This window comes from Hymenobacter jeongseonensis, assembly GCF_015694725.1.
GTDB classification, from domain to species: Bacteria; Bacteroidota; Bacteroidia; order Cytophagales; family Hymenobacteraceae; genus Hymenobacter; species Hymenobacter jeongseonensis.
In genome coordinates, this window is sequence record NZ_JADQDQ010000026.1 from 1 (window position 1) to 14703 (window position 14703).

Annotated in this window: 6 protein-coding genes and 1 pseudogene; 5 read left to right on the forward strand and 2 right to left on the reverse strand. The window is 59.4% G+C overall.

Annotated elements, in window-relative coordinates; all coding sequences use genetic code 11:
* The first annotated feature begins 483 nt into the window (after positions 1-483).
* From I2I05_RS21570 to I2I05_RS21585, 5 genes and pseudogenes are all read left to right on the forward strand, one after another.
* The gene (locus I2I05_RS21570; protein WP_196284345.1) at positions 484-1614 is read left to right on the forward strand and encodes an NHL repeat-containing protein; all 1131 of its coding nucleotides are present in this window, start codon (positions 484-486) and stop codon (positions 1612-1614) included.
* 768 nt (positions 1615-2382) lie between these two features.
* Positions 2383-4992: an ice-binding family protein gene (locus tag I2I05_RS21575; RefSeq protein ID WP_196284346.1), complete on the forward strand. Its 2610-nt coding sequence runs from the start codon at positions 2383-2385 to the stop codon at positions 4990-4992.
* Positions 4993-5047: 55 nt separating this feature from the next.
* Positions 5048-5272, forward strand: a complete 225-nt coding sequence (locus I2I05_RS21580; protein ID WP_196284347.1) for a PID-CTERM protein-sorting domain-containing protein — start codon at positions 5048-5050, stop codon at positions 5270-5272.
* 376 nt (positions 5273-5648) lie between these two features.
* Positions 5649-5936 (forward strand): annotated as a pseudogene (locus tag I2I05_RS22245) (transposase); the annotation flags it as partial.
* A complete protein-coding gene (locus I2I05_RS21585) occupies positions 5861-6394 on the forward strand; it encodes an IS5 family transposase (protein ID WP_317192395.1) in 534 nt (177 codons plus the stop codon). The pseudogene I2I05_RS22245 and the gene I2I05_RS21585, both read left to right, overlap by 76 nt.
* A gap of 1204 nt (positions 6395-7598) precedes the next feature.
* Here the strand turns inward: I2I05_RS21585 and I2I05_RS21590 are convergent.
* Together I2I05_RS21590 and I2I05_RS21595 are read right to left on the reverse strand one after the other, a co-directional pair.
* On the reverse strand, positions 7599-10439 hold the full coding sequence (locus I2I05_RS21590; protein WP_196284348.1) for a S8 family peptidase: 2841 nt from the start codon (positions 10437-10439) through the stop codon (positions 7599-7601).
* 1278 nt (positions 10440-11717) lie between these two features.
* Complete coding sequence (locus I2I05_RS21595) at positions 11718-14525, reverse strand: ATP-binding protein (protein WP_196284349.1); 2808 nt, start codon at positions 14523-14525, stop codon at positions 11718-11720.
* Positions 14526-14703 lie beyond the last annotated feature (178 nt).

Below are 14703 nucleotides of genomic sequence, written 5' to 3' on the forward strand. Positions count from 1 at the left end.
CTTTGAAAGAAACAGCATGGCGCTGGCCACATCGGGCCATAAATAGGGATTAAGAATAAGCGCTGCACAAACCCTACAGATACCGCATTTAGGGTAGTACTTTTTCAGGATACCGGGGGAAGGAGCAATAAATTTGTTTCATACTCTTTCCCGATACCTATGAGTCTGTCTCTTTCTCCATTCACTTGCCATACCAACAAGCGGAAGTGCGCCGCAATAGCCGTCAATCCTACTAAAATACGGGCTATTAACTTTCTGATAGGGTTTTTGTTAGCTGCAATGCTTTTGATTTTGCTGCTTGTGCCTAGTCACGCGCAAAATCCTGCATGGGTATGGGCCAACCAATCGACGGGTAGTGGCACCGCCCAAGTAAAAAAAATTGCCTTTGACGTAGCGGGCAATTGCTATGTTGTAGGATTTTTCACAGAAACAGCGCATTTCGGCCCTACCACCCTCGTCAGCCAGGGTCGCAGCGATTTATTTGTGGCCAAGCTCTCGCCCATAGGCAAGTGGGAATGGGCCATAGCAGCTGGTAGCACCCAAAGCGACAATGCTTCCGGCATAGCCGTGGACGCAACGGGCCGCGTATTTGTTGCCGGCAGTTTCAGCAGCCAAATTCGCTTTGGGACCACCACCCTCACTAGTCAGGGCGAAACAGATGTGTTCGTGGCCCAACTTAACACCGAGGGGCAATGGCAATGGGCTACGGCTGCCGGCGGAACCAGTGTAGACCGCACCTGTGCCCTGATTGTGAGCAATGTTGGCGAGCTATTGGTAGCGGGCCAGTTTGCTGAAACGGCCACCTTCGGCCGCACGCACCTGACCAGCCACGGCAGTACTGATGCCTTTGTGGCGCGCCTCACGCGCAACGGCGAGTGGCAATGGGCCACCGGCGCCGGGGGCGATGCCAACGATGAGGCCACGGCCTTGGCTACCAACGCCGCCGGCGAAATTTATGCTACGGGCTATTTCAGCAATACGGGCACCTTTGGCTCCACTACGCTTACGGGCAAAGGCATGGACAGTGCCTTCGTGGGCAAGCTCACCATCGCTGGCCGCTGGCTCTGGACCACGGCGGCTACTGGAACCAATACGGCATATGGCAAAGGACTAGTGGCCGACCCCGTCGGCGGCGTATTCGTGACGGGTTCTTTTAGCGGCGACGCCATGTTTGGGAGTGTTCACCGGCAAAGCGATGGCAGCGACGACGGCTTTGTGGCCCGGCTCACCGATGGTGGCAAGTGGGAGTGGGTTGAAGTACTGGCCAGCAACTATTTGGATAGCATCGTGGGCATTGCACTGGACAAAATGAGCAAGCTTTACGTGGCCGGCACCTTTAGCAGCACCATTCAGGGCGGGCAGTTTCAACTTACCAGCCGCGGGCATCAGGATGTATTTGTAGGCTATCTGACCCAGAGCGGTACGTGGTTGGGCCTCGTGGCGGCCGGCGGTGCAGAACCTGACGAAGCACTGGCTATGGCTTTGGCTCCTGGCGGGCAGGTATGTGTCGGCGGCACTTTCAGCGCGGCGGCTTCTTTCGGGGCAGTGCCGTTGCTGTCGGCCACGCCTGCGGTGCAGCTCTACGTGGGCAAGGCCCAGGTGCCGCAACCCTAACGCTCAAAACCAGGGCCAGTAAGAAAAGCCAGGGCGCTAAGCGGTGCGCGGCAGCCAAACGCAAATAAGCCGCCGCCTAGCCCCCAACCACCTGACCAGACGGGCCGCATTGTGTCGTTTGTCCGCAATTCCATATCCACAATTTTACCCCCTTTGTAAATGAAAACATCACTACTCACGCTTTTAGGCTTCGCTCAGCTTTCGGCTTTTCCGCCGCTCAGCATGGGATAGGTAGTGGCTCCTGATTTGGGTGTTGCTTCCCCTTTCGCCGTGTGCACGGCTGTGGGCGGCCTCCGCAATGCCGGGGCCAATCCGGCCAACGGTGATACTAGCACCAGGTTGACGGGCCTTAATGCGGGCGCCGTCGCAATTCAAGACCCAGGCGCGCCGCTGCCGGTCATGCTGGTGAGCCTCACGGTGGGACCGGATTCAATTATCACCGACTGTGGAGCATGAATTGTGACAGTTCTTTTTCCTAAAGTCCGCTGCAGGTGATGTGCTTCAACGCGGTTGCCAGCCTTCCGGCCTCGGCCTTTCCTAACCCGGAGTCGGCACACAACGCTTACCGCCCCCATCGTTCGGGGCACGCACCCGCGAAACCATCTAATGGTGCAAGATGGTGTTAGTTAAAAGATTACGGGTTAAAATCAAGAAGTTTTACCTGTCGTTGCTGCCTACGCCCCAGCAAACGATTTCGCTCCGTGCATACTCAAGTATTGACCAAGTGGTCAAATAATATCAACTCATTTTTTCATTTGCCTTTCAATTATGAAAAACTATTTCCTGTTTATTTTAGCCTCATTGGCTGCTTTGGTCTGCCCGCAGGCCGGTTCTGCGCAGGTGGCCCCGGCCCTTGGGACTGCCGCCCGCTTTGCGCTTTTCACGGCCGTCGGGGCCGTTAGTAACACCGGCCCCACCTTCATCAATGGTGACTTTGGTACCAATGCCGGGGCGTTCACCGGCTTCCCGCCGGGCGTGGTCAACGGTAGCATTCGCATCGCAGATACTTACTCGACGCAGGCGGCTACGGACGTACAAACGGCCTACGGCTATATGTCAACCATTCCCTGCGTGATTCCGCTGGCCGTATACGGCGGCACGCCGGCCGTGACGTTGGCTCCCGGCTCGTACTGCGTGGGCGCGAGTACCACGCTGGCTGGTACCCTGATTCTGGATGGCGGTGGCAACCCCAACGCGAAATTTTTCCTGCGGGTGTCGGGCGCGTTCACCACCGGCGCCAACTCCGTGGTGCTGACCCAGAACGGTGCCACGCCTGCCAACGTGTACTGGCAGATTGGCGGTATGGTAACCTTGGGCCAGAACTCCGTGATGCGCGGCACCCTGCTGGTTGACGGCGCTATTAATATGATTGAAGGCGCCACGCTGATTGGCCGCGGCCTGTCGCGCAGCGGCGCCATTACCATGGATTCTAATACTGCCTTAGTGGTCCCCGTGGCAACCAGCACGTCTTGGCTGGGCACCTCGTTTGGTGCGGGTACTACCAACTGGTTCACGGCCAGCAACTGGTCAAACGGCGTGCCTACCAGTCAACTGGATGCCGTGGTGCCCGCCAACGCCACACCCTATCCGATAATTGCCAGCGGCAATGCGCTGGTCAACAGCCTGACCATTGACACCGGCGCCAGCCTGACGATGACCGGGGGGACCCTGAACGTAAAAGCCGGGGTGAGCAACAGCGGTAACTTTAGCGCCACAGCCGGCACTACCACCCTGAGCGGTACCGCTACGCAAATCATCGGTGGCACCGGCAGCACCCAGTTCTGGAGTCTGTCGATTACAAACCCGGCCGGCGTCCTCCAGCGCAGCGCGGTGAGTATCCACGGGGTGCTGGCCCCAACCAGTGGCAACCTCACCACTAACGGCCATATTCTAACGCTGCTTTCGGATGCTGCGGGCACGGCGTTGGTCAATAACGCTGGTACTGGCACGGTGAACGGGGCTGTCACCGTGCAGCGCTTTATCGCCGCCGGCAATGCCGGAACTGGCTACCACCACTACAGCTCCCCGGTTTCGGGCAGCACCGTGGCCGACCTGACTACGACGGACTTCTCGCCCGAAATCAGCCAGGCAAGCGTGTATAACACCTCGGCTACCCCAGCTACGACCACGCCGTTCCCCACAGTGTTTGGCTACGACCAGAGCCGCCTGGCTACCACTACCAACAACCTGCTGGCTTTCGACAAAGGCTTTGTCGCACCCACCAGCCTGACCACGCCGCTGGTCATTGGCCAGGGCTATGCGGTTAACCTGAGCCGCACATCGGTCGTTGATTTTGTGGGCTCGCTCACTACCGGCAACCAGACCGTGACTATGACCCGTAATTCCGTCATGACACCCAATGCGTCCGAAGCCGGGTGGCAGCTGTTGGGCAACCCGTACCCCTCGCCGCTCGACTACAGCCTGGTAGCCGCCAGTGACCGTGCCGGCTTGGATGCTGCCATTTACGTGTACGCCAGTTCCGGTCCTTATGTGGGGGCCTACCGTGCTTATGCCAATGGCATTGGGGGCAATTCCGTGCTGCCCATAGCCCAGGGATTCTTTGCCCGCGTAAGCAGTGGCCAGACCACCGGTACGCTCATCTTCCGTAACAAACATCGCCTGACCACGTCCAACAGCACCGCCTTCCAGCGCAAGGCCCCGGATACCCGCCCCCTAGTAGAGTTGGAACTGCGTGCCAGCAACGGCGCCACCGACCTGCTCTATGCCTACGCCCAAACTGGTGCCACCCTCGGCTTTGATACTCAGTTCGATGCCCGGAAACTGCTAAACCCGTCGGGCCTGAATTTGGTCAGCGTGGCCACTACCGGCGAAACGCTGGCCATCGACGGTCGGCCAGTCTTCACAGCTGCCACCCTGCTGCCGCTCACCTTGGGCGTGCCCGCGGCGGGTACCTACTCGTTGGCCGCTACTACCCTGCGCAGCCTGCCCGACAACCTGGACCCCCTGCTTACCGACGCTACTACCGGTCAAACGGTTAACTTGCGCTTGCAGTCGGCCTATACCTTTAGTGTCAGCAGTGCGCAGGCTACGGGCATGCTGAAGGGGCGCTTCACGTTGGGTTTTACCGCCCGTACGGCCCTTGCCGCAACACCAGCCCTCACCATTGCTGAGGTAACGCTTTACCCTAACCCGGCTCATGATGCCTTCACGGTGCAGGTGCCGGCCGTAGCGGGAGCCACACAGCTACACGTCGATTTGCTCAACATCCTAGGTCAGGCAGTACGCCGCCAGGATGTAGCCATGAGTGCTTCCGGCGCCCGACTGGCCGTGGATGCGACCGGGCTGGCGCCCGGCCTCTACATCCTGCGCTTGCAGATAGGAGCGGCCACGCTGGCCAAGCGTGTAGTAATTCAATAATGTATTCGGGCCGGCTGAGGGCCGGCCCGCTAGTTTTCTTCATGCATCCATGCTCATGCTAAAATTCGTTTTCTCATCCACTGCCCGCTTGCTGGCCTTGTGTGCGTTCACCAGCCTCTCAGCGCTGGCCCAGCCCAACTCGGGAGGACCGGTTCCCGATATTCCTCCGCCCACAACTGTACCCATCGACGGGGGGGCGTCGCTGCTGATGGCAAGCGGGGTCGCGTTTGGGCTCAATCAGCTGCGGGCTCGACGCTTGATACGGCGTGCCATCAAATAAGCGCTTGTTCTCATTTGGCGGCCCTAGTTGCGGTGCTTCCAGTGGCCCTATCCGAGCATAGGAGAGTAGGAGAGTAGCTGGGGCTGCCTTGCGGCATAAATATTGAGGCTGAAGCTCCCAGAGTTTCAGCCTCTTTTGGCCTTCATCAAGTCCGTTGTAGATGGGGTGTGTGGGTCGGTTGTTATTGCGCTTAGCGCGGCACCTTGTCTTTAGGTAGATACCCGACGAAAACATTCGGAAATAACCCGTTAAAACCTGGCCTGGCCGCCATCGGCGGTTGTACACCCTCTTACGAAGAGCCCGCTGCTTGTCCGCTAAGCACTAGGGCGTGTTTACAGTTAGGGGTCAACCTTTGAGCATGAATAAAGACCGCAGCATGTTAACGGACGAGCAGTGGGGGCGGCTGTCGCCGTTGCTGCCGGGCCAGGAACACTCGCCGGGCACCACGGCCCGCGACACGCGCTTGTTTGTGGAAGCCGTGCTCTGGCGGGCCCGATGCGGGGTGTCGTGGCGGGATTTGCCGGCCGAGCGGTTCGGGCCCTGGCACACGGTGTACGCGCGGTTCCGCCGCTGGCGCCAAGCCGGCGTGTGGCCCCACGTGCTGGCCCAGGTGCAAAACGCCAGCGGGTTGCACCGGCTCCTGGTCGATTCCACGGCTGTGCGGGCGCACCAAGTGGCGGCCGGGGCCAAAAAAAAGACAGCCCCTGCGGCCAGGCGCTCGGGCGCAGCCGCGGCGGCTTCACCACCAAGCTCCACCTGAGCTGCGATGCGCAGGGCCGGATTTGCGCCCTGGCCCTGACTGGGGGCCAAGCCGGCGACTGCACGCAAGCCCCGGGCCTGTTGGCGGGCCACCTGCGCCCCGGCCAGGCGGTACTGGCCGACCGGGCCTACGACGCCGGGTACATGCGCGCCCAAATCCAACAAGCCGGGGCCACGGCCGTGATTCCGGGCAAGAAAAACCGAGCCGTCCCCCTGGTGCATAACGCTGAAATTTATAAAGAACGCAACCGCATCGAACGCGCCATCAACGGCTTGAAACGCTTTCGGGCCGTGGCAACACGCTTTGACAAACGCGCCGCCAACTACTTTGCCACCTGTTGCCTCATTGCTGCTTTGACCTAGCTCTGATTGTAAACACTCCCTAATGTTGTAAACACTCCCTAATGCGCATTAAGTGGAGCATGGCAGAGAAATCTTTCGGCTTTCGACCGATTTTTGCCGAAAATGGAATTTCAGACCCAGGCCCTGTTCATGTTTCAACGGGGCATGATTGGTTTCGCTCGCGTACCTCGCGTTATCCTGTACCTCGGTTAGGTGCCGGTCCTGGATACGCCGCTGTGGCTGCAAGCGCGGCAGCAACCGGGGCGGGTAAACGCAGCGGTGGCTGTCGGCCAAATCAACCGGCAGATGACGGATAATACCTTGCGCCGTGTCCACGGCCAAGCGGCAGAATGACCTTTCAAATCGAGCGTTTTATTTGAAGGTGTTTCTGCTGCTTTTTCACGCATTGGTTTGCCCCAACCGGTGCAAACAATGACCGAGCGGATTGGGCTTGCCAAACCGCTCGGGGAGGTTGGCCCACGCCGCCTTGGTGCGCAGAGGCCAACTACGGCTTTAAAAATAGTCGGTTGTCGCGGGCTTTCACGCCGCAATCCGCATCTTTTCCAGCCACCAACGTCGCAGCCAACGTCTATTTATTGGTGGTCGGTGACTTCGTAGCGATGTATGCGCGCTTTTCTGATTTAGCGAAAGCGTGCCTGTCCTCACACTCTTGGTCAAAAGCCCGAATAATACCTTGGTACGTTCTACAACTTTTTCTGTTGGTTTGCGGTCATCACAACCAAATTGACCATTGCTACCCGGTTTTAGCCCATCTAGGACGAAGCTGTTCAGAAATTAACCCACGACGAGGGTGACAAGCAGGGCCTGAGTCATCGTTTTTTACGCGCTGGGCTTGATACGGGCCTTGAGGGTGTGCACCATAGATTGGCGCTGGCCCACGCAGCACAGCTACCCCCCAGTCAGCGACCTAGCGTAGGCTCGGAACAACTACGCCCGCCTTGTTGGATTAAAGCGCGCAAAGCGACCAATCCGGGGTGTTTTTGAAGCAGCTGGCATTACATGAACAATGCCCGGCTTCGACCGTAAAGAGTCGAGCCGGGCATGGCCATCGTCGCAGATTGCGGGTAAATTCTCATAGCCAGCCCACGAGCCGCAGCGCAACAGGCACAGAAAACCAAGCGGTTGCTATGCGTGTCGACCTTGTGCCCGCAGTTCTGTCGAGCTGCGAGAGGAGGCAAAATAGGTTCTTCCCAATACTACAGTATTACCGAAGCATGACTGAGCGGGTCATCACCCGACTGGCGCCAATGACGCGCACCAGGTACATGCCCGGCTGCAGCCCGGCCAGGCTGGTTTCGAACTTATTGCCCGTGGCAGTTAAGGTCTTCACCAGTCGGCCGGTCACATCCAGCACCTGCACCGTGGCCGGGCCGAAGTTTTGGGGTAGCGCCACCTGCAACGGTCCGTCGGTCGGGTTGGGATATGCTACAAAATCTACAGGCCGGGCGCTGGCGCGTGTGGGCAGCAGGGTGGTGGCGTAGGCAATGGTTGCCGATTCGGCTGCGTCCTGCAATTGCAGCAGGGTGGGGGCCGAGAGCATGGCAAACGCTACAATGGTGGAGTCGCCGGGGGCCAGCGTGCTCACTCGAGCACCAATTACCTGCGACACGTCGGTGCCATTGGGGGGGCCAGCGTTGCTTTGGGCGGTGCCGCTGCTCAGGGCCCTGAATTTTTCGGCGGTAGAAAAGCCATCCGCTAAGCACATAGCTGAGCCAAGGGTAGCATTATTATCAATCGAATATGCCGTGGGCGAACCGCCCCGCAACACCTGCACTCCCGCGTAGATGGCAGGCAGCGACGGCGTATTCTGCTGGCCCATGGCGTAGCAGTAGCCCATGGCACGGGCATCGTCCCAGGCGGCGGCATTGCGGGCCGAGCCGTCCGGCGTGGGTATTTCCCAGTCCATGAACAAGCCTGCGTACAGCGGCTTCAGCGTATCGGCCGTGAGGTTCTTGAGCGTGTATTCCAGCACCACGAAATCGCGCCGGCCTGGCGCAGCCCAGGCGTAGGCCCGCTGGCGCACGCTCACCCCGACGCTGCGGGCGAGACTGCCGGCTCCCGGAATGGTGTCCTGAAACAGGGCGCGCGCCTCCTGGTCGGCACGGGGGCCGGACTGCCGAAGCACCACCTGGGTGCTGTTGAAAAATGATTCCCGCGCCGCCCCGAGCCGGGTGCGCAGGCGGTCCGACACGCGGGTGGGGCCCGCGGCCAGCAGCAGGCCGCCTTCGCTGAGAATGTTGCTGCTGCCGCGGTAGCTGACGCCGGCGCCGATGGTGCCAGACAAGTCGTCGAAGGCCAGCTTGCCGCGGCTGGTCACCGTCACGTGCAGGTCGTTGGCGTCGAGCACCACATAGTCGGGGTTGAGCACCAATTCTACCAGCTGTTCGGATGCGTAGCCGTCGTCGCCCGTGAGCTGGTAGCGCAGCGTGGCTGTGGTGTTGAGCGGAATGCCATTGCTGGCCACTGCCAACCGAAACGGTGCGCGCGCGTTGTTCAAAACAGCCAGGGAGGCCAGGTTGCCTACCGTAAAAGTGCCCTGCTTAATGCTGATGTAGGGGGAAAGGGAAGTGAGCGTAACGGTGAGGCCGGCAATGGGCTGCAGTAGGTTTTGCACCGCCACGCTCAGCCGGACGGTGTCGCCGGCCAGGTACACGGCGCGGGCCGGGACAAACGTGCTGGTCACTACCCTCGCTTCGTGGCTGGGCTCGGTCAGGGCCCGGAACATATTGAGCCGGCCCGCGCCCATCAGGTTTTTCCAGGCGGCATTGGCTGGCAGGGTATCGACTTTGTCGGCGGTTTGCCGCAGCTGGGCCGCTACCTGCGAGGCGGATAAAAGCGGGGATTTCCAGCGCACCAAGGCCGCTGCGGCCGCCACCAGGGGCGCGGCAAACGAGGTGCCTCCCACGGCAATGTAGTCCGATTCGGCCGGCCCGCCGCTTGTCTTGGCGTGGTAGCCCTGGGTGGTGAGAATGCTGAGGCCCGGCGCCACCAAATCAACCCGGTGGCTGAAGGTAGCATTGGGGCTTTTCTGGTCGGTGCTGCTCACGCCCGATACCGACAGCACGTGCTCGTAGGAGGCGGGGTAGAACATCAGGTCGGCGTTGGTGTTGCCGGCTGCGGCCACCAGCACCGCGTCGCGGTTTACGGCGGCGTAGGTCATGGCGTCCTGTTCGAGCTGGGAAAACCCGCCCGGCGAACCCCAGCTCATGTTGATGACCTTGCAGTTGTGGTCGGCGGCGTATACGACGGCCTCAATGCCGGCAAAATTCCCGTTGGGGGTGTTCGTATAAATATTGAGCGGCAGAAAGCGGCACTTATTGCCCGCGCCTGCAATGCCCACGCCGTTGTCGGCTTGGGCGGCCGCCACGCCGGCCACCAGCGAGCCGTGGGTAATTTTGATGTCGTAGCCGGGGTCGTTGTCGTTGTTGGCCAGGTCCCAGCCACAGAAGTTGTCCACGTAGCCGTCGCCGTCGTCGTCGAGGCCGTTGATGGGGTCGGCGTAGTTGTACTTAATCTGGCGGCGCAGGTCTTCGTGGGTCAGGCGCACTCCGCCGTCGGTGATGCCGATAACAATGGAGCTGTCGCCGCGGGTGATGTCCCAGGCCCGGTAGGCCTTGATTTGCTTCAGATAGTACTGGCTTTTCGACAGGCTGGTGAGCGTAGAGTCGGCGAGCGGGTCGTTGGGCTGGTGCTCCGGGTAGCGGATGTAGAGCGGCTCCACGTAGTCGACCGCACCGGTGGCCAGCAGCACCGTGCGGATGCGCGCCAGCGACACGGTAGTGGGCACCTGAAACTGGTAAATGCCGCGCAGGTCCACGCTGCCGGGCTTTTCAATATTGGGTGGCAGGGTGTGGGGAAATTTCTGCTGCACGTCGGTAGCTGTTAGGGTGCGCAGCGCCGCTTCCAGTGCCGCCGGCTTCCGGCCCGGTTTCAGCTTTAGCGCGAAGCGGCCGGGCACCGTGGGCGGGCCCGAAGCTGCAGCAGTTGCCGTCCAACCCAGTGCCAGCAGCACAATAAATAATAAGGAGCGTAACATGTTTTCCATCGATTAGAAGTAGTGTGTAGTGGCAAATGGCAGTATTAATAAAAATGGCTGCCTACAAGGTGTTTTTGCGCGTGTTTCGAAGCATGGTATTTACTAAGAAATATAGATTATCAGTGTGTTGATGTGGGAATGGAGTCGGAAGGTGAGCGAAGGGGAATACATGCTCATGAACAATGAGGATTATTATAGAGGCAAAACTATTGCCCCTCTCTTCCGCTATTTTGCAAAAGCGCTACCCTTAATGCGGTAGCTTTCCAGCATGATGCAACGCCCCGCCAACTCCTAATGTCTAACCTTTACCCCTTTGGTTTTCTAAAGCAAAAAAGCTGCTGCTTCGTGCGAAGCAGCAGCTTTTTACTTATCGGTCTCATCTGAATCGATAGTTTTTGTTGGACTTGGCGGTCTCGAACTTCGCTATGTTATTAAAATGCAGGTCGAGGAAGTCGCCACGTCTGCTTACTTTTCGGAACCGGGCTTTACTATTTCTGCCCTTGCTCGATTCGGTGGCGTGGCTGAAGACGCGTTTCTGGTTAAGTTTCGGCCTACTCTGTACCGAAGCAGAGTGGGCGAGGCTGACGCTGCAAAGCAACAGCAGGAGGGGGAGAACTTTTTTCATCGTAGGTGCTTGGTAAAACAGGTTGGATAAACTGAATAATTACCAATAGCAAGCCAAAACCCAACGGCTACAGTAGCACCTTTCCATCGGTGCCCAAGGTTGCGATAGAATTGGGGTTAGTGGCTAGTTTGAGGACGGTACCGTGACGGGCCCAACCAATAACCCCAAAACCGGCCCGCCCATATTCGGAGCCATTCGACGCACCGCGTTGCACGAGCGAATCAATCAGCCGACCTTCGCTTCTGGCTAACAAATCATTGATTAATAGGATGCTACACGAGATGTTAGCCCAGTGCGCGCCCCTATTTGCCGAGCATCCACGAAATCGGCTCCGCGAAAGTGGACCAGTTCCCCAAGAATTTTTGGTTCCATTTTGCTCGTCGTTACAACCACGAATTCAAAGCAAAATTTTTTTGCCGCAGAAGCTGGCTCCGTGCTCACGGGCCAGTCCTGCGCGAGCGGCACTACAGATTCTGGAGTTAAAGAACAGCTTTTGGACGAGTTAAGGCTGGCCAACAGGCCCAGCCGCGTTAACCTGATGGGCGGCATCTACGTGAACCAGCACGCCAGTTTTTTCCGACTTTCACGTGGCGGGTGGCAACCCGGCCGGCAACGCCAGCTTCATCCATTACTTAGCGCGGTTTCACCAGCGGAGGGAACGGCTAAAGCGTGAGCAGCTTGTCTGCCAGTTCCTGGGTAGCCACCGCGCAAACGGCATCTACCGCCGAAAACAAGGACAGCAGTTTGGTCATGGCTTCCGGACTGGCTTTCTCGCCGGCGGCGAGCTGGTTGACCGCGATGCGATGAATGGAGGTCGTCATGCGCTTCGATTCCTGGCCCATGCCCAGCGTGGTGAAGGTGGGCAGGAGGGTATGGGCGGCGAGCTGCAGGACGCCCCAGTCTTGGTGGGCAATGGCTGTTTTCATTGCCTGCACCTGCTTTGGAATTTGCTGCAGGCAGAGGCCAATCATTTTGGCCAGCAGGGCGTCGGTTTTGAATACGCGTTGCAGGTAGTGAAAGTCGACGCAGGCGGGCGGCCGCACCCCGGGGGCCGGTATGGGAACTGCTTTAGGGGCGTCGGCCCGCTTCAGAAACGCGCTGATTTTGCGGTAGAGCAGTTGGTCGTCCACGGGTTTCGAGAGGTAATCGTTCATGCCCAAGGCCTGGCATTTCGCCACGTCCACCAGCGTTACGTCGGCCGTCAGGGCAATAATGGGCACATCTGAGCGCAGCTCGTTGCGAATGTAGGCCGTGGCCTCGAAGCCGTTCATGACCGGCATCTGCAAGTCCATAAGCACCACATCGTAGCGGGTGGTGCGGAGCATCTCCAGCGCTATTTGTCCGTTGCCGGCCACATCCAGGGCAAAGCCGAAGTCTTCCAGCAGCGTGGTAATGAGCAGTTGGTTGAGGTCAATGTCTTCAACGACCAGAATGCGGACGTCCTGGAAGCCCATTTCCCGCCCGATGGTCGGGACCGCGGCAACGGCAACTTGTTCGGTGGTTTTGGTGAAGCTCAAGCGAAAGCTGAACGTCGAGCCCGCGCCCGGTTGGCTTTTTACGTGGAGGGTGCCCCCCTGGAGTTCCACCAGGTTTTTGACAATGGCCAAGCCCAGCCCCGTGCCCCCGTAAAGGCGATTGGTGCTGCTGGTGGCCTGCTGAAAATCGTTGAAGACAGCGCCCAGCTTGTTTTCCTCGATGCCGATGCCCGTATCGGTCACGGCAAACTCCAGGCGGACGTGCCCCGCATCCTGCTCCAGCAGGCGCACGCCCACGGCGATGGTGCCGGCGCTCGTAAACTTCACGGCGTTGCTCAGCAGGTTGAGCATAATCTGGTGCAGCCGCACCGCGTCGCCGACCAGCACGTCCGGGATATTGGCGTCGTAGTGCAGCCCCATTACCAGGTTTTTCTCTTGCGTTTTGGGCTCGAACAAGTGCATCATGGCCGCCACCGAGTCGGCGAGCTGGAACGGGACCTGCTCAAAGGTCATCTTGCCTGCTTCCGCTTTGGCCAGGTCCAGAATGTCGTTGATGAGCACCAGCAGCGTATCACCGCTCAGCTTGATGGCCGTCAGGTACTGCTGCTGCTTGGTAGTCAGCTCCGTTTTCCGCAGCACCTTCGTGAAGCCGATAATCGCATTCATCGGCGTGCGAATTTCGTGGCTCATGGTGCTGAGGAACTGCTGCTTGGCCCGCGTCGCGTCTTCGGCAATGGCAGCGGCGCCTTCGGCTTTGGCCTGGGCTTCCTCGGCCCGCACGGTGGCGCGCTCGGCGGCCAGCCGCGCATCGTTCAACTCGGTGGCAATGCGATGCTGGTCGGTCACGTCGTGGGCCACCACCACCACGCCCAGCACCGTGCCCTGGTCATTTTTGTACACCGCCCCGTTAAAGAGCACCTCGGTGAGCTGGCCGTCGCGGTGCCGCAGCGTAAGGGGCAAATTGGCCCCGGTGCCCTTGGCAAACACTTCCTGGTACACCGCGCGCGCCAGCTGCGGGTCGGTGAAATACGCGAAGAAGTCGGAGCCCACCAGGGTTTCGCGGTCCAGACCGGTGATGCTGACCGTGGCCAGGTTCAGGTCCGTAATCTTGCCTTCCGGGCTGATGGTCATCAGCGGGTCGCAGCTGGCCTCAATCAGACTCCGGGCGTACTTGGCGAGGTGCAGCTCGGCTGCACGCTTCACTTTTTCGTCGTTCTGGAAGGCCAGCTCCACGTTGGCCAGCACCAGCTCCTGGGCCCGCTTTTCCTTCTCCTCGTTCTGAAACAAGAGTTCGAGGTTGGCCAGGATGAGCTCTTGCGCCCGTTTTTCCTTTTCCTCGTTCTGGAAAGCCAACTCATTATTCGCGACCAGTAACTCCTGCGCCCGCTTCTCCTTTTCCTCGTTCTGAAAACGCAATTCCAGATTGGCAATAAACAGCTCCGCGGCCCGCTTTTCTTTTTCGTTGTTCTGGTAGGCCAGTTCTTTATTGGCCAGGCGCAACTCCGCGGCGCGCTTTTTCTTCTCGGTGCTCTGCACAGCCAGCGCAGCGTTGGCCCGGCGCAGCTCGTTCGTCAGTTGTGCCCGCGCGTGGTGCTGAAAAGCGAGTTCTTCAGCGCCCCGGCGCAGCTCCGTTGCCCAATTCGGCTCGGTCGCTTCCCAGACCACCAGTTCCGCACCCTGCACCCCGTCCTGCGCGTGCCGGTGCACCGAGCCGTCCAATACCACCTCCGTCAGGGTACCCGTGCGGTGGCGGAGCGTGAACGACAGGTAGCGGACGGTTCCCTTGACCAGTAGCGCCTGATAAGCCTCCCACACCTCTTCCGGGGCGGTGAAAAAAGCAAAAAAAACAGTCCCCACTAAGTCGTCCCGCGCCACGTCTGTCAGCAATAAGGCCGCCGCATTGGCCGTGAGAACGATGCCCTGCCGGTCAAGGGTGAATCGCGCATCCGGGTGGGCAGCCAGTAGCCGCCGATGGTTTTTTCCGTTGTTAGTCACGTAGTGGCGGTTGCGGGCTCAAAATTCAGTTGTCTCCTCAATCCGGTGCAATTCTCCAACCCTGTGGGCCGATACGTGCTGGTTTTGTCGCCCTCCGCGTGCGCCTCACCCGTCACCCCGGTTGATGGGCACCATGACTTAACGCGCAGCCGCCGAAACCATGCTGTTTCTTTTTTGA